This window comes from Shewanella sp. 10N.286.51.B2, assembly GCF_041469265.1.
Lineage (GTDB): Bacteria > Pseudomonadota > Gammaproteobacteria > Enterobacterales > Shewanellaceae > Shewanella.
Window position 1 is genome coordinate 128,724 of record NZ_JBFRKH010000009.1, and the last position, 17,360, is coordinate 146,083.

The 17,360-nt window shown below is 42.8% G+C and carries 14 protein-coding genes; 11 read left to right on the forward strand and 3 right to left on the reverse strand.

The window, feature by feature from the left end; translation table 11 throughout:
* Positions 1 to 40: 40 nt before the first annotated feature.
* Positions 41 to 376 carry a hypothetical protein gene (locus tag AB4140_RS02360; protein ID WP_241901041.1) on the reverse strand — a complete coding sequence of 112 codons (336 nt, stop codon included), beginning with the start codon at positions 374 to 376 and terminating at the stop codon, positions 41 to 43.
* Between the two features lie 140 nt (positions 377 to 516).
* Complete coding sequence (locus AB4140_RS02365) at positions 517 to 1,440, reverse strand: DMT family transporter (protein ID WP_303460054.1); 924 nt, start codon at positions 1,438 to 1,440, stop codon at positions 517 to 519.
* Positions 1,441 to 1,730: 290 nt separating this feature from the next.
* On the opposite strand from AB4140_RS02365, the gene dnaK reads away from it, so the two are divergent.
* The 9 genes from dnaK (at position 1,731) to greA (ending at position 14,150) form a co-directional block, all read left to right on the forward strand.
* The gene (dnaK, locus tag AB4140_RS02370; RefSeq protein ID WP_371999649.1) at positions 1,731 to 3,650 is read left to right on the forward strand and encodes a molecular chaperone DnaK; all 1,920 of its coding nucleotides are present in this window, start codon (positions 1,731 to 1,733) and stop codon (positions 3,648 to 3,650) included.
* Positions 3,651 to 3,738: 88 nt separating this feature from the next.
* Complete coding sequence (dnaJ, locus tag AB4140_RS02375; protein ID WP_102437931.1) at positions 3,739 to 4,869, forward strand: molecular chaperone DnaJ; 1,131 nt, start codon at positions 3,739 to 3,741, stop codon at positions 4,867 to 4,869.
* 182 nt (positions 4,870 to 5,051) lie between these two features.
* Positions 5,052 to 6,275 carry a DEAD/DEAH box helicase gene (locus tag AB4140_RS02380; protein WP_102477154.1) on the forward strand — a complete coding sequence of 408 codons (1,224 nt, stop codon included), beginning with the start codon at positions 5,052 to 5,054 and terminating at the stop codon, positions 6,273 to 6,275.
* Positions 6,276 to 6,425: 150 nt separating this feature from the next.
* Positions 6,426 to 7,217, forward strand: coding sequence for a M48 family metallopeptidase (locus tag AB4140_RS02385; RefSeq protein ID WP_102477155.1), 792 nt, complete (start codon positions 6,426 to 6,428; stop codon positions 7,215 to 7,217).
* Between the two features lie 107 nt (positions 7,218 to 7,324).
* Positions 7,325 to 7,939, forward strand: coding sequence for an FKBP-type peptidyl-prolyl cis-trans isomerase (locus AB4140_RS02390; RefSeq protein ID WP_102437925.1), 615 nt, complete (start codon positions 7,325 to 7,327; stop codon positions 7,937 to 7,939).
* Positions 7,940 to 7,990: 51 nt separating this feature from the next.
* Entirely contained in the window at positions 7,991 to 8,803 is an 813-nt protein-coding gene (gene dapB / locus AB4140_RS02395) for a 4-hydroxy-tetrahydrodipicolinate reductase (RefSeq protein WP_303412135.1), read from the forward strand.
* Between the two features lie 183 nt (positions 8,804 to 8,986).
* Entirely contained in the window at positions 8,987 to 10,144 is a 1,158-nt protein-coding gene (gene carA, locus AB4140_RS02400; protein WP_102437921.1) for a glutamine-hydrolyzing carbamoyl-phosphate synthase small subunit, read from the forward strand.
* Positions 10,145 to 10,171: 27 nt separating this feature from the next.
* Complete coding sequence (gene carB, locus AB4140_RS02405) at positions 10,172 to 13,396, forward strand: carbamoyl-phosphate synthase large subunit (protein ID WP_102477158.1); 3,225 nt, start codon at positions 10,172 to 10,174, stop codon at positions 13,394 to 13,396.
* 277 nt (positions 13,397 to 13,673) lie between these two features.
* Positions 13,674 to 14,150 carry a transcription elongation factor GreA gene (gene greA, locus AB4140_RS02410; protein WP_076542843.1) on the forward strand — a complete coding sequence of 159 codons (477 nt, stop codon included), beginning with the start codon at positions 13,674 to 13,676 and terminating at the stop codon, positions 14,148 to 14,150.
* A 131-nt stretch (positions 14,151 to 14,281) separates the two neighbouring features.
* Here the strand turns inward: greA and yhbY are convergent, their stop codons facing one another.
* Positions 14,282 to 14,581, reverse strand: coding sequence for a ribosome assembly RNA-binding protein YhbY (gene yhbY, locus AB4140_RS02415; protein WP_076542846.1), 300 nt, complete (start codon positions 14,579 to 14,581; stop codon positions 14,282 to 14,284).
* A gap of 90 nt (positions 14,582 to 14,671) precedes the next feature.
* On the opposite strand from yhbY, the gene rlmE reads away from it, so the two are divergent.
* Entirely contained in the window at positions 14,672 to 15,301 is a 630-nt protein-coding gene (gene rlmE / locus AB4140_RS02420) for a 23S rRNA (uridine(2552)-2'-O)-methyltransferase RlmE (RefSeq protein WP_055023704.1), read from the forward strand.
* Between the two features lie 54 nt (positions 15,302 to 15,355).
* Positions 15,356 to 17,317 (forward strand): ATP-dependent zinc metalloprotease FtsH, encoded by a 1,962-nt coding sequence (ftsH, locus tag AB4140_RS02425; RefSeq protein ID WP_241901040.1) that lies wholly within the window; start codon positions 15,356 to 15,358, stop codon positions 17,315 to 17,317.
* The last annotated feature ends 43 nt before the right edge of the window (positions 17,318 to 17,360 follow it).

Below are 17,360 nucleotides of genomic sequence, written 5' to 3' on the forward strand. Positions count from 1 at the left end.
CTAGAGGTTATTGTCGCCAGAGGTTATTGCCGTTATAGGATTATTGCAGGTATAGCCCATGGCTGGAAATCGCAGGAGTAGATAAACGTATATAAGTGGTGTAACACCAAATCAAAAAGCTGCTCAGCGTCATAAATATGCTTACAAGCCTAGCTGCTTGAACATACTCCATGATAAGCGGGAAGTACTTTTCTTGTATGCTATTAGTGAAGTAGACCGCAGGAAAAACAAAAATACATATATACATGGCGGGGTATTGGGTTGAGATATCACCGTTGAGATATTCATAAAGCATAATAGCCGCGGTAAGCATTAAGCTATAGCTGCGAATTTTATTTTCTGTGGTGTCACTTAAATTCCATCTCGGCATTCCCATTGCCAATCTCCTCCTTGAAGCATCCTTTGTATCTTGTACACCGTATTAACTGCACACCTTATTAATAGCAACTAACTGCCATGTTGACAATAAAGTTTAAATTTTAATCGTTTAAATATCGTAAAATGCTTTAACCACTGCTACTTATTATGCTTATGGCTGATCTTTAAACTGGATTTTCTCAACAGCTGTGGGATTACCTTTTGCAATATTAACCCCGTTAAAATAAAGCATAGACCAATATAGGTACTGCTGGCGATTTGCTCTTTTAAGATTAGCGCGATAAACCCAACAGACAGCACAGGGGTTAAAAATACAAGCGTGGTGATGTTAGAGGTTTTCTCGGTGCTTTTAAGTGCCATAAGCCATAAAACAAAGGTGATACCCATTTCAAATAGCCCCACATACACTCCAGCAGTTAGCGCTTGCCAACTAAAGTCGCTTATGGGTTGATGGATTAGCATGGCAATAGTCACTAAAGGTAAACCAATTAAAAAGCTAAGTAATAAGCTTACAGTGGCATCGCCGTCATCCTTGGTATTGGTTACCCAATATAAGCACCAAATCACCGTACTGCTTAATACAAAAGCAATCCCTTTAGGGCTATCAAAGTTAAATGCGGTGATATTGCCGCCGGTTGCGATAATGTAAACGCCGCTATAGGCAATCAGTGCGGCAATGACATCAACCTTTGTGAGCTTATGACCCAGCAAAGGGACAGCTAAAATGGGCAATAAAATCGCCCAAGTGTAATTAAGGGATAAGGCTTGTTGAGCTGGAAGCAAATCGTAAGCTTCAAACAGCACAAAGTAATAAAGAAACGGATTCAGAATACCGCTAAGCAAATAAAATCCTGGGCGACGTTTAAATTGTCGCAGCATTAATGTGTGCTTTCTTTGCCATAGGATAATCACACTCAATGCAATAATAGAGGTGAGCACTGCAACAAATACCAATTGTAAGGGTGTATAAAAACTTAGCGCGACTTTAAATGCAGTCGCGACTGTCGACCAAAGTAAAACGGCAACTAAACCATAGATATAGGCAAGAGAAGTGTTTGGCAAAATCATTCCTAATAATAGTAATTATGCATAATATCCAAGGGGTGGATTAGCAAAGCAAGCAAGTATGGACAGATTGTATGCAATATACAAAATGAGGTCACGGCATATTTACTTAAGATATTTTTAATAATTTTTTTGATCAGCCCTTGTATTTTAGTTAGCTGTCCCAATATATGCAGTAAGGCTGATATGAGAGGCAAAAATTAGGACTTGAAAAATCAATTCCTGACCCCATATCAACAAACATAATCAAATTAGTTACATTAAAATTTTATATTTCGGAGATCCTCATGGGCAAAATTATTGGTATTGACTTAGGCACAACTAACTCTTGTGTGGCTGTCCTTGATGGCGGTACTGCTCGCGTAATCGAGAATGCTGAAGGCGAACGTACAACAGCATCTATCATCGCATATACCGATGACGAAACATTAGTAGGCTCACCTGCTAAGCGTCAAGCAGTTACAAACCCAACAAATACTTTTTTCGCGATTAAGCGTTTAATCGGTCGTCGTTTTAAAGATGACGAAGTTCAACGTGATGTTGACATCATGCCTTTCAAAATCATTGGTACTGACAATGGTGACGCATGGGTTGAAGCTCACGGCAAGAAAATGGCACCACCACAAGTATCTGCTGAAATCTTGAAAAAGATGAAGAAAACAGCTGAAGATTTCTTGGGTGAAGAAGTAACAGAAGCGGTTATTACTGTTCCTGCATACTTTAATGATTCACAACGTCAAGCAACTAAAGATGCTGGTCGTATTGCTGGTCTTGATGTTAAACGTATCATCAACGAGCCAACTGCTGCTGCACTAGCTTACGGTATCGACAAAAAACAAGGCGACAACGTTGTTGCAGTATACGATTTAGGTGGTGGTACTTTTGATATCTCTATCATTGAAATTGATAGCAACGATGGTGACCAAACTTTCGAAGTACTTGCTACTAACGGTGATACTCATTTAGGTGGTGAAGATTTCGATAACCGCCTAATTAACTACTTAGCTGACGAGTTCAAAAAAGAGCAAGGTCTAGACTTACGTAACGACCCGCTAGCAATGCAACGTGTTAAAGAAGCTGCAGAAAAAGCGAAAATTGAACTTTCAAGCACAACACAAACTGAAGTTAACCTGCCTTACATCACTGCTGATGCAACAGGTCCTAAGCATTTAGTGGTTAAAATCACTCGTGCTAAGTTAGAGTCTTTAGTTGACGACTTAATCCAACGTTCTTTAGAGCCATTAAAAGTTGCGCTAGCTGATGCAGACTTATCTGTTTCAGACATCAACGAAGTGATTTTAGTTGGTGGTCAAACTCGTATGCCTAAAGTACAGGCTGCAGTAACTGACTTCTTCGGTAAAGAGCCACGTAAAGACGTTAACCCAGATGAAGCCGTAGCCGTAGGCGCAGCAATTCAAGCTGGTGTACTTTCTGGCGACGTGAAAGACGTATTGCTACTTGACGTTACACCACTATCATTTGGTATCGAAACCATGGGTAGCGTAATGACTAAGCTTATCGAGAAGAACACCACTATCCCGACTAAAGCGAGTCAAACGTTCTCAACTGCTGAAGATAACCAAAGTGCAGTAACAATTCACGTACTTCAAGGTGAGCGTAAGCAAGCTAGCTACAACAAATCTCTAGGTCAATTCAACCTAGAAGGTATTGAACCAGCGCCACGTGGCATGCCACAAGTTGAAGTATCTTTCGACATCGATGCTGATGGTATCTTAAACGTATCAGCAACTGATAAGAAAACCGGTAAAGCGCAAAACATCACTATTAAAGCTAACTCAGGTCTAAGTGACGAAGAAGTAGAGCAAATGGTTCGTGATGCAGAAGCTCACGCTGATGAAGATGCTAAATTCGAAGAGCTAGTGACTGCACGTAACCAAGCTGATGGCATGGTTCACGCAACTAAGAAGCAAATCGAAGAAGCGGGTGAAGCATTACCAGCTGAAGAAAAAGAGAAAATTGAAGCAGCAATGGCTGACGTTGATACCGCAACTAAAGGTAACGACAAAGAAGCAATTGATAAAGCGACTCAAGCATTAATGGAAGCGTCTGCTAAGTTAATGGAAATCGCTCAAGCGAAAGCACAAGCGCAACAAGGTGAAGCTCCAGCACAAGATACGCAAGAAGCTAAGCCTGAAGATGACGTTGTTGATGCTGAGTTTGAAGAAGTAAAAGACGACAAAAAGTAAGCTAAATTAGTTAGTTAACTTTCAGGCGGGCGTTGGGAGAAATCTCTAACGCCCGTTCGTACAATACCTGCTTGAGAAAACTGAGATTATGTCAAAGCGAGATTATTACGAAGTTCTAAGTGTCGGTCGCGATGCCAGTGAACGAGAAATCAAAAAAGCCTATAAGCGTCTAGCGATGAAATATCATCCTGACCGTAACCCAGGCGACAAAGAAGCTGAAGTTAACTTTAAAGAAGCTAAAGAAGCTTATGAAATTTTAACTGACGCGAATAAGAAAGCGGCTTATGACCAATTTGGTCATGCAGGCGTTGATCCTAATCGTGGCGGCGGTCAAGGTGGCGGCGGTGATTTCGGTGATATCTTTGGTGACGTGTTTGGCGATATCTTTGGCGGCGGTCGTCGTGGCGGTGGACAACGTCAAGCGGCTCGCGGTAGTGACTTACGTTACAACTTAGACTTATCACTTGAAGAAGCGGTTCGTGGCCTTACTAAAGAGTTACGTATTCCTACCTTAGCATCGTGTGATAGCTGTGATGGCAGCGGCGCTAAGAAAGGCTCGTCAGCAACCACTTGTGGTACCTGTCATGGTCAAGGCCAAGTACAAATGCGTCAAGGCTTCTTTGCTGTTCAGCAGGCGTGTCCGACTTGTCATGGCCGCGGCAAGATCATTAAAGATCCTTGTAAGAAGTGTCATGGCGAAGGCCGTGTTGAAAAGAGCAAAACCTTATCAGTTAAAATACCAGCTGGTGTTGATACTGGCGATCGTGTTCGCTTAACCGGTGAAGGTGAAGCGGGTGAGTTTGGCGCGCCTCCGGGTGACTTATATGTACAGGTGAGCGTTCGTGAACATAATATTTTTGTTCGTGATGGTAATAACCTCTACTGCGAAGTGCCAATTTCATTCAGCAAAGCTGCATTAGGTGGCGAGATTGAAGTGCCAACACTTGATGGTAAAGTGAATTTGAAAATACCTGCAGAAAGCCAAACTGGCCGTATGTTCCGCTTGCGCGGTAAAGGTGTTAAATCGGTTCGCAGCCACGCCGTTGGTGACTTACTTTGTAAAGTCGTCATGGAAACACCAGTTAAACTTAACGAAAAGCAAAAAGAGCTACTTCGTGAGTTTGAAGCGACCTTAACCGGTGAGTCAAAGAAGCACAGCCCTAAAGCTGAAGGGTTCTTTGATGGCGTAAAAAAGTTTTTTCACGATTTAAATAGCTAAATTTATTTATTAAATTTAGCTATTAGCGAGTCGATTAAAAGGTTAATTACTGCAAAGTAATTAGCCTTTTTTATTGGCAAGTTTTTAAAGCACTTTGCAGGCTATTAAACAAACACAGCTTAAGACAATGACGTCAGTGTGCGGTAGACTGCATCTCATTGCTTCTTTGGATCACTATTTCGATGTCTTTTTTACAGTTAAACCTCAATCCAAGCCTTATCTCAGCTTTACCTAAGCAATTAACAGCGGCCACTAAAATTCAAGCGCTGGCCATTCCTGCTGTGTTATCAGGTAAAGATGTATTGGCTTTAGCACAAACAGGGAGCGGTAAAACTTACGCCTTTGGTTTGCCTATGCTGCAAGCTATTGATCTAGATAAAGCTGACCCTGTTCAAGCGCTAGTAATTGCGCCGACTCGTGAGCTGGCTAATCAGGTTTATCAAACGCTTAATCAGGTTGCGAAGCCTTTAGGCATAAAGGTGCAGCTTTTATGTGGCGGCATTGATGTTGAAGCCCAAGTCGCTGATTTGAAGAGACCGCCGCAGATTATCATCGCCACCCCATCAAGGTTAGTGCAGTTTATAAAGCTGGAACATGTGTCTTTATCAGCGCTGAAGTTGTTAGTACTTGATGAAGCAGACCGGTTATTAGATATGGGCTTTTGGGCAGACATTAAAACCATAGTGCAGCAAACGCCGGTAAATAAGCAGACACTATTATTTTCAGCCACCATAGATGACACAGTAGCTAAACAAGTTAGTGTGATTTTGAAACATGATCTGATCCGTATTGAAGCTGATAAAGCCAATTCAGTGGTAGATCACATTGAAGAGCAGCTTTATTTGGTCAATAAAGGCAGTAAAGCACAAGCACTGATTGCGCTAATAAAGCAGCATCAATGGCAGCAAGTGTTGGTGTTTAGCAATACTAAAGATAGCGCAGATGCACTAACCAAAAAGCTGGTAAAAGCTGGAGTTAATGCGGCAGCATTGCATGGCGATAAAGAGCAAGCGATACGCACTAAAACCTTAAAGGACTTCAAATCAAAGGCGTTAACCGTATTAGTGGCAACTGATGTGTTAGCCCGCGGTATAGACATTGATGCATTACCTGTGATTATTAATGTGGATTTACCCGCAAGCGCAGCAGTGTATGTGCACCGCATTGGCCGCACGGCAAGGGCGGGTGCTAATGGTTTGGCGCTATCGTTAGTGTGTCATGGTGAATCTGATGCACTACAAGCTATCAGAACCTTAACTGAGCGCGCGCTGCCAACACTCGTCTTAGCAGATTTCCCAGTGACGGATAAACCGAGTTCGGGTAACAGTCAACGGCCAAAAAAAGATAAGCAAGCAAATCGCCGCAGTCAGAAAAAGCGCAGTATTAAGGACTTTAAAGGTAAATAAACACCAAGGTAAGCTGCTGTTTTTAGTGATTGCTGAGCTAAAAATGACTTACAATAGCGCGCAATAGGTTCATTTGTAATCAATCTATTGAGTACTAAATATATGATGAACTATTGCCAACGATCACAAAATAATAAAAGGATAATTATTATGAAAGCCGTTTTTTGGGGGCTATTTGCCACCATTATTATCTCAGGTTGCGCAACCCACAAATCCCCAACTGGCCGCAGCCAAATGCTGTTATTTGATGAGTCTCAAATGTCGCAAATGGGGGCGCAATCATTCGATGCGATGAAAAAAACGGAAAAAATCAGTACCGATAAACAGCAAACCGCCTATGTGAACTGTGTTGCCAATCGCATTACTGCAGTATTACCTGATCAAAGCTTAAACTGGGAAGTTGTGTTATTTGATTCAGATCAGATAAATGCTTTTGCACTGCCTGGTGGACATATTGGCGTGTACACAGGATTACTTAAGGTGGCGAGCGATCAAGACCAGTTAGCGACAGTAATAGGTCATGAAGTAGCCCATGTGCTAGCAAGGCATGGTAATGAGCAAGTTTCGCGTTCACAAATGACCAATGCAGGTATGCAAATGGCTGATATAGCCCTAGGTGCTGGCGGCGTGGCCAATAAAGATCTTTATATGGCGGGCTTAGGCTTAGGTGCGCAAGTCGGTATTTTATTACCCTTTGGCCGCGATCAAGAAAGTGAATCCGATGAGCTTGGTTTAGAGTTAATGGCTAAAGCGGGTTTTAATCCTGCTAAAAGCGTTACGCTTTGGCAAAATATGGCCAAAGCCGGTGGTGAACAAGGCCCTGAGCTATTTTCAACCCATCCATCTCATTCGACACGTATTGCCGATTTAAAAGCCCTTCAAGCTAAAGTGACACCAGTGTATCAAGCAGCTCTAAAGAAGACGCTTGCCAAGTGTCATTAAGGCTACTGAAAAATAGTCATAATCGAGGTAGATTAGCACCCATCAGCAACGAAAGTGTGGTAAACTGCCCCGCAAATTTTAACCGATGAATTAAGAGTAAATACGATATGTCAGAGTTCAACACAATGGAACAGCAAGCAAGTTACGGTGTAGGTCGTCAAATGGGTGAGCAATTAGCTGCTAACCCTTTCGAAGGCATCGATATCCCTGCTGTACAAGCTGGTCTAGCTGATGCATTCGCTGGTAAAGAAAGTGCTGTAGCTATGGAAGACTTACAAGTTGCTTTCACTGAAATCAGCCGTCGTTTACAAGCTGTTCAAGAAGAAGCTGCTGCTGCAGCATCTGCTGAAGGTGAAACATTCCTAGCTGAAAATGCTAAGCGTGAAGACATTATTGTTACTGAGTCAGGACTTCAATACGAAGTTATCACTCAAGGTGAAGGCGAAAAGCCAACGCTTGAATCAACTATTCGTGCACATTACCACGGTACTTTCATCAACGGTGAAGTATTCGATAGCTCTGTAGCTCGTGGCGAGCCTGCTGAATTCCCAGTTTCTGGTGTTATCGCTGGTTGGACTGAAGCATTACAACTAATGCCTGTTGGCACTAAGCTTAAACTATTCGTTCCACAACACTTAGCTTATGGCGAACGTGGTGCTGGCGCTTCTATCCCGCCATTCTCGGCGTTGGTATTTGAAGTCGAATTATTAGCAATCGTTTAATGAAAAGCGCCTAAGTTTACTTAGGCGTTTTTGTATCACTGGGAGAAGTAAATGACTGCAAAAGTAAGAGTCGCTGTTGTTGGTGCCAGTGGCCGTATGGGTCGCACACTGATTGAAGCTGCAAAGCAACATGAGGTCATATATTTGGGTGCTGCTATTGAGCGTACAGGTTCAACACTGATTGGTGTTGATGCTGGTGAGCTTGCTGGTGTTGGTACTATGAATGTCGCGATTACAGATTCATTAGATATTGCATCAGAACATTTTGATGTATTAATTGATTTTACCTCTCCAGAGTCGTCGTTAGTTCACCTTGATTGGTGCGCTAAAAACCATAAGGCGATTGTGATTGGTACTACTGGGTTCAATCATGCTCAAAAAGAGTTGATTGGTGCTTATGCTGAGCAAACACCGGTTGTGTTTGCACCGAATATGTCAGTAGGCGTTAACTTAACGCTGAAACTATTAGAGTTAACGGCAAAAGTAATGGGTGATTACACCGATATCGAAATCACCGAAGGCCATCATCGCTTTAAGAAAGACGCCCCTTCAGGGACGGCATTAAAGATGGGCGAAGTTATCGCTGAAACTTTAGGTCGTGATCTTGAAGAGTGCGCTGTATATGGTCGTGAAGGTATGACAGGCGAACGTGATAGAAATACCATTGGTTTTTCTACTATTCGTGCCGGTGATATTGTTGGCGACCATACGGTGATGTTTGCCGATATTGGTGAGCGAGTTGAAATAACGCATAAAGCCACCAGTCGCATGACCTTTGCAAATGGCGCAATGCGCGCCGCCTATTGGCTGTCCGATCAAGATGCTGGTCTTTATGACATGCAGCAAGTATTGGGACTCAATTAATATTTAAAGAAAACCACCGTTGGTGGTTTTTTTTTGGGAAAATATTGTTCCCAAAAAAACATAAATCAAGCATAGACGCTTATACATAATTCATATAGAATCGCCGGAATTTGCCAAATTTTCGTAATTTTGTAAATCTGTAGAAATTAAAAATAAATAATTTCAGTGGTTTGACTCTTATTTTTGGAGGTCACGTTGACACAGTCTGCCTTACTTGTACTCGAAGATGGAACCGTATTCTCTGGCACAGCAATTGGTGCCGATGGACTAACTGTTGGTGAAGTTGTATTTAATACTTCAATGACAGGTTATCAAGAGATTTTAACGGATCCGTCATATTCTCGCCAGATTGTCACTTTGACTTACCCGCACATTGGTAACACCGGAACAAACGATGAAGATACCGAATCTGATTCAGTTCATGCCTGTGGTCTAATCATCCGAGATCTCCCTCTATTAGCAAGCAACTTCCGTAATCAACAATCCTTAAGCGATTATTTAAAAGCGAATAATGTTGTTGGTATCGCTGATATCGATACCCGTAAATTAACTCGTATTTTACGTGAAAAGGGTGCCCAAGCCGGTTGTATTATGGTCGGCGATATCGATGAAGCTAAAGCATTAGCAGCAGCCAAAGCATTCCCTGGTTTGAAAGGCATGGATTTGGCTAAAGAAGTGACCACAGAGTCGACCTACCAATGGCGCAAAGGCACTTGGCGCTTAGTGGGTGGTTTACCGGACGAAACTCCAGCGTCAGAGCTTAAGTTTAAAATTGTTGCTTTTGATTATGGTATCAAGCGCAATATTTTACGCATGCTAGTTGACCGCGGTTGTGATGTTACAGTTGTCCCTGCACAAACACCGGCAGCTGAAGTATTAGCAATGAATCCTGATGGGATTTTCCTATCAAATGGCCCAGGCGACCCAGAGCCATGTGATTATGCGATTACGGCTATCCAAGAAATTTTAAAAACTGAAATCCCAGTATTTGGTATTTGTCTTGGTCACCAATTACTTGCATTAGCATCTGGGGCAAAAACTTTGAAAATGAAGTTTGGTCATCATGGCGCTAACCACCCGGTAAGTAATATTGAAAAAGGTAATGTGATGATCACCAGTCAAAACCACGGTTTTGCTGCTGATGAAGCGACGTTGCCTGCGAACATCAAAGTGACTCACAAATCGTTATTTGATGGGTCTTTGCAAGGTATTCACCTTACTGATAAACCAGCGTTTAGTTTCCAAGGTCACCCAGAAGCAAGCCCTGGACCGACCGATGCGTCACCACTGTTTGATCACTTTATTGAGTTGATTGAACAATATCGTCAAAACGCTAAATAGTTAGGTCATTCGGAGAATAGATAAGCAATGCCAAAACGTACTGATATTAAAAGTATTCTGATCCTAGGCGCTGGCCCAATTGTGATTGGTCAAGCCTGTGAATTTGACTATTCTGGCGCACAAGCGTGTAAAGCGCTGCGTGAAGAAGGTTATCGAGTTATCTTAGTTAACTCTAACCCTGCAACCATTATGACTGATCCAGAAATGGCTGATGCGACATACATCGAGCCAATTCACTGGGAAGTTGTGCGTAACATTATCGCTAAAGAAAAACCTGATGCGATTTTGCCAACTATGGGTGGCCAAACCGCACTTAACTGTGCACTGCAGCTAGAAGCTGAAGGTGTACTAGAAGAGTTTAACGTTGAAATGATTGGCGCGACAGCTGACGCAATTGATAAAGCTGAAGACCGTAGTCGTTTTGATACAGCAATGAAGTCAATTGGACTTGACTGTCCTCGTGCTGGTATTGCCCATACAATGGAAGAAGCTTACGGTGTTTTAGACCAAGTTGGCTTTCCGTGTATTATTCGTCCATCTTTCACCATGGGTGGCAGTGGCGGTGGTATTGCGTATAACAAAGAAGAGTTTGAAGACATTTGTTCTCAAGGCCTTGAGTTATCGCCAACTAGCGAGCTGCTAATCGATGAGTCACTAATCGGTTGGAAAGAGTACGAAATGGAAGTGGTTCGTGACCGCAATGATAACTGCATCATTGTGTGTGCCATTGAAAACTTCGATGCCATGGGCGTGCATACCGGTGATTCAATCACTGTTGCACCAGCGCAAACACTGACCGATAAAGAATACCAATTAATGCGTAACGCTTCTTTAGCGGTACTGCGTGAAATTGGTGTTGAAACCGGTGGTTCAAACGTTCAGTTTGGTATTTGTCCAAACACTGGCCGTATGGTCATTATTGAAATGAACCCGCGTGTTTCTCGCTCTTCTGCGTTAGCTTCTAAAGCAACCGGTTTCCCGATTGCTAAAATCGCCGCGAAATTAGCGGTAGGTTTCACCTTAGATGAGCTAATGAATGATATTACTGGTGGTCGCACCCCAGCATCATTCGAGCCTGCAATTGATTACGTTGTGACTAAAGTACCGCGCTTTAACTTTGAAAAATTTGCTGGCGCTAATGACCGTTTGACGACGCAAATGAAGTCAGTGGGTGAAGTCATGGCCATTGGCCGTACTTTCCAAGAGTCATTACAAAAAGCATTACGTGGACTTGAAGTTAACCGTAACGGTTTTGACCCGATTGTTGACCTTGCATCGCCTGAAGCAATGCAAACAATTCGTCATGAGTTAAAAGAGCCTGGTTGTGACCGTATTTGGTACATTGCTGATGCCTTCCGCGCTGGTCTAAGTCGTGATGATATCTTCAAGCTAACTAATGTTGATCATTGGTTCTTAGTCCAAATTGAAGATCTTATCGCCCAAGAAGCTAAAGTGGCTGAAGTGGGGATGTCAGGTCTTAACGAAGCCTTCTTACTGCAACTTAAGCGTAAAGGTTTCTCTGATGCACGTTTAGCACACATCTTAGGTGTCAGTGATAGCGAAGTGCGTAAAATTCGTGACCGCTTTGATATGCACCCAGTGTATAAGCGTGTCGATACCTGTGCGGCAGAATTTGCCACAGACACTGCTTACATGTACTCAACTTACGAAGAAGAATGTGAAGCCGCGCCATCAACCCGTGAAAAAATCATGATTCTTGGTGGCGGCCCTAACCGTATTGGTCAAGGTATTGAGTTTGATTACTGTTGTGTTCATGCGGCATTAGCATTGCGTGAAGACGGTTACGAGACCATTATGGTTAACTGTAACCCTGAGACAGTTTCGACCGATTATGACACCTCAGATCGCTTGTACTTTGAGCCAGTGACCTTTGAAGATGTGCTTGAAATCGTTCGTATTGAGAAGCCAAAAGGCGTTATCGTACAGTACGGTGGTCAAACACCGCTAAAACTGGCACGTGAACTAGAAGCGGCAGGTGTACCGATTATTGGTACAAGCCCCGATGCCATTGACCGCGCTGAAGACCGTGAGCGTTTCCAGCAAGCGATTCAACGTCTTGAAATGAAGCAACCTGAAAACGATACCGTAACAACGGTTGAAGGTGCGGTACTTTCTGCTGCCCGTATCGGTTACCCGTTAGTGGTTCGTCCATCTTATGTATTAGGTGGACGCGCAATGGAAATCGTTTATGACGAGCAAGACTTACGTCGCTACTTCAATGAAGCAGTAAGCGTATCTAACTCATCACCAGTATTGCTTGACCGTTTCCTCGATAATGCCATTGAAATCGATATCGATGCAGTTTGTGACGGCGAAATCGTGGTTGTGGGTTCTATCATGGAGCACATTGAACAAGCGGGGGTTCACTCAGGTGACTCAGGTTGTTCGTTGCCGCCATACAGCTTAAGCGAAGATGTTCAAAACCGTATGCGTGAGCAAGTGGCTAAATTAGCCATGGAGCTGGGCGTAATTGGTTTGATGAACGTTCAGTTTGCGGTTAAAGATGACGAAATCTACATGATTGAAGTCAATCCACGTGCTGCGCGTACAGTGCCATTTGTCTCTAAAGCAACCGGTATCCCGCTAGCGAAGATTGCTGCACGTGTAATGGCTGGTCAAAGCTTAGCATCGCAGAACTTCACTAAAGAAGTGATCCCACCATACTTCTCAGTAAAAGAAGTGGTATTGCCGTTTAACAAGTTCCCAGGTGTTGACCCAATGCTTGGCCCTGAAATGCGCTCTACAGGTGAAGTTATGGGTGTGGGTGAAACCTTTGCTGAAGCTTATGCTAAAGCCCAGCTTGGCGCCACAGCTGAAGTACCTAAGTCTGGCCGTGCATTAATTTCTGTGCGTAACAGTGATAAAGCGCGTGTGGCTGAACTTGCAGCTGAACTGATTGAGCTAGGTTATCAAATTGATGCAACTCATGGCACTGCAGTTATTCTAGGTGAAGCAGGTATTAATCCGCGCCTAGTTAACAAGGTACATGAAGGCCGTCCACATATTCTCGACCGTATTAAAAATGGTGAATACACTTACATCATTAATACCACTGAGGGGCGTCAAGCGATTGAAGATTCTCGTCAAATTCGTCGTGGTGCACTGCGTTATAAAGTGAACTACACCACAACATTGAATGCTGCATTTGCTACCTGTATGGCGCATTCAGCAGATGACCGTAATAACGTCAATTCAGTACAAGAATTGCATGAACGAATCGCTAAAAGTTAATAATATTTAATTTAACGTCGATTCGGTTAAAAAGGCTGCAGTCATGCAGCCTTTTTTATTACTATTTTTTGACACTCACTAGTAACTACTCGCAAGCTTATGTAAGCTTAGCTATCATCATTTGCTAGCCCTTCAGCGCGCGAGACTGTTTTGTTGCCACATGTCGCTATAAGTGAATGTGAGCATGACGACTCGACGTTTAATAATATAGATTTTACTGTGTTGATATGCGTGTCGACACGGGGTGCTTTTGTTTTTAAAGGAGACATAAGACATTATGAATACCGTCCCTATGACGATCATCGGAGCTGAACAGCTGCGTAAAGAATTAGATGAATTAAAATTTGTGCGTCGTCCAAGCATTACTGAAGCTATTGCTTCTGCACGTGAATTAGGCGACTTGAAAGAAAATGCTGAATATCATGCAGCCCGTGAAGAACAAGGTATTTGTGAAGCACGTATTCGTGATATTGAAGGCAAGTTATCAAATGCACAAATCATTGATGTGACATCAATGCCAAACAATGGCCGAGTGATTTTTGGCACAACAGTGACCATTGTCAATGTTGATACCGATGCAGAGTCAACTTACCGTATCGTCGGTGATGATGAAGCAAACATTAAAGAAAATCTTATTTCAGTGAATTCACCGATAGCGCGGGGATTAATTGGTAAGAACCTTGATGATGAAGTTGCCATTACCACACCTGGTGGCACCGCAGAATATGAAATTATCGCTGTAGAATACGTTTAATAAGTTACGACTTAAGACTGGTTTGCTATAGCGATAAAAAAACCACTGCATGGCAGTGGTTTTTTTAGGTCATATTCAATACCAGTTAATCAACAATCGACTAATATTAAGTAACCAGATGTTTGACGAAATTATTTTGCTTTTGGAACGGCAATTTTCATTTCAGCAGACTGACGGAAAATAACTAAGGTGTGACCGATAAGCTGTACTTTGGTAGATTGAGTTTCGCGAATAATCGCGTCAACTACAGCATTTTTAAGCTCTCTATCAGAAGAGCCTACTTTCACTTTAATTAGTTCATGATGAGTGAGTGCACTATCAATTTCAGCCAGTACACCTTCGGTCAAACCATTAGCACCAAGCAGCACTACAGGCTTTAAATTATGCGCCAGGCCTTTTAAATGCTGTTTTTGTTTGGTTGTTAAGTTCATTTGTACCAACTTTTTAAATGTTACTGTTGAAAAACGGCTATTCTACCCTTATATAAGCATGATGTAACTCCAAATCGTTACGGAATTTAAATGGCAACGAAGAAACGCTCGGCAAGTTCAAGCCGATGGATGCAAGAACATTTTGATGATCACTATGTAAAACTGTCTCAAAAGCGAGGTTTACGCTCTCGAGCTGCATTCAAGTTGGAAGAAATCCAACAAAAAGACAAATTAATTAAACCTGGTATGACAGTAGTAGACTTAGGCGCAGCGCCTGGCGGTTGGTCTCAAATTGCAGTTAAACTAGTGGGAGAAAAAGGTAAATTAGTCGCATGTGATATTTTACCTATGGACCCCATCGTGGGCGTCGACTTTTTACAGGGCGATTTCCGTGAAGAAAAAGTACTTGATGCTTTACTTGACCGCGTTGGTGAAGATAAAGTTGATGTAGTACTATCAGATATGGCGCCTAATATGAGTGGTTCAGATGGTGTGGATCAACCAAGGGCAATGTATTTAGTAGAATTAGCATTAGATATGTGCCATCAAGTTTTGGCATCTAATGGTAGTTTTGCAGTCAAAGTTTTTCAGGGGGAAGGCTTTGATGAATATATGAAAGCAGTGCGACAAGCTTTTACAACAGTGAAAACACGCAAACCAGATTCATCACGACCACGTTCACGTGAAGTTTATATAGTGGCGACTGGTTACAAGTTATAGTAGTCTAACGATTAATTATCGTGGGTCTTCAAGAGGTCTAACAATTTGAGTGACATGGCAAAAAATTTAATTCTCTGGGTTGTCATCGCCGTCGTGTTGATGTCAGTGTTTCAGGGCTATTCCCCCTCTTCTTCGTCAACGCAGAAGATGGATTATTCCGTATTCTTAGATAGTGTCCGAAACGGCAATATCAATTCGGTAGAAATTAAAAGTGATCAACGTACCATTGAAGGAGTAAGACGCTCTGGAGAGAAGTTCACTACAATCATGCCAATGTATGACCAAGATTTAATCAATGATCTTGATCGTAAAGGGATTTCAATGAAGGGCCAAGAAGCTGAAGAGTCAGGCTTCCTAACCCAAATCTTTATCTCTTGGTTCCCGATGCTGTTATTAATTGGTGTGTGGATATTCTTCATGCGCCAAATGCAAGGCGGTGGCGGTAAAGGCGCGATGTCATTTGGTAAGAGTAAAGCCAAATTGATGAGCGAAGACCAAATTAAAACCACTTTTGGTGATGTTGCAGGTTGTGACGAAGCAAAAGAAGACGTAAAAGAATTGGTTGATTACCTAAAAGAGCCAACCCGTTTCCAAAAGCTTGGTGGCCGCATTCCTACCGGTGTTCTTTTAGTTGGCCCACCGGGTACGGGTAAAACCTTACTTGCAAAAGCCATTGCTGGTGAAGCTAAAGTTCCGTTTTTCACTATTTCTGGTTCTGACTTTGTTGAAATGTTTGTCGGTGTCGGTGCATCACGTGTACGTGACATGTTTGAGCAAGCTAAAAAGTCTGCACCATGTATCATCTTTATCGATGAAATTGATGCTGTAGGTCGCCAACGTGGCGCTGGTGTTGGTGGCGGTCACGATGAGCGTGAGCAAACCTTGAACCAAATGCTGGTTGAAATGGATGGTTTTGAAGGTAACGAAGGTATTATTGTTATTGCTGCGACCAACAGACCAGATGTGTTGGATGCTGCATTGCTACGTCCAGGTCGTTTTGACCGTCAAGTGGTTGTTGGCTTACCGGATGTTCGTGGTCGTGAACAAATTTTAAAAGTTCATATGCGTAAAGTACCGTTAGCAGATGGTGTCAAAGCCAGCGTTATTGCTCGTGGTACCCCAGGGTTCTCAGGTGCTGATTTAGCAAACTTGGTGAATGAAGCTGCGCTATTTGCTGCTCGGGGTAATCGCCGCGTAGTGAGCATGGAAGAGTTTGAAAGTGCTAAAGACAAAATCATGATGGGTGCTGAGCGCCGCACTATGGTGATGTCTGAAGATGAAAAAGAAATGACCGCATACCATGAAGCAGGTCATGCGATTGTTGGTTGTTTAGTGCCTGAGCATGATCCTGTGCATAAGGTTACTATTATTCCACGTGGCCGTGCATTAGGTGTGACTTTCTTCTTACCTGAAGCTGATGCAATTAGTCAAAGTCGCCGTAAACTTGAAAGCCAAATTTCAGTTGCCTACGGCGGACGTTTAGCGGAAGAGATGATCTACGGTACAGAGCGCGTATCGACAGGTGCTTCACAAGACATTAAATATGCAACGTCAATTGCACGCAACATGGTGACCCAGTGGGGCTTCTCTGAAAAATTAGGCCCGGTACTTTATGCTGAAGATGAAAACGAAGTATTCCTAGGACGCAGTATGGGTAAAACCCAACATATGTCCGACGATACCGCCCGTATCATCGATGCCGAAGTAAAACACTTAATTGATTCAAATTACGATCGTGCGCATACTTACTTAAATGACAACATGGATATCCTCCATGCCATGAAAGATGCGTTAATGAAATTTGAAACCATCGATGCCGATCAAATTGATGATTTAATGAATCGTCGCGAAGTTCGTCAGCCAGCCGATTGGGATGCTGATGACTCAATTGATGATAAAGATAAAGGCACGCCTGCAAACACGACAGAGACTAAAGCTGACTCTGAAGCAGCAGACGCAGATAAAGCAGATGATAAATCAGAATCGACACCAGATACTGATGCGCCTGCTAAATAACGCTGAGTTAAATTAACGTAAAAAACCCCGAAAGGGGTTTTTT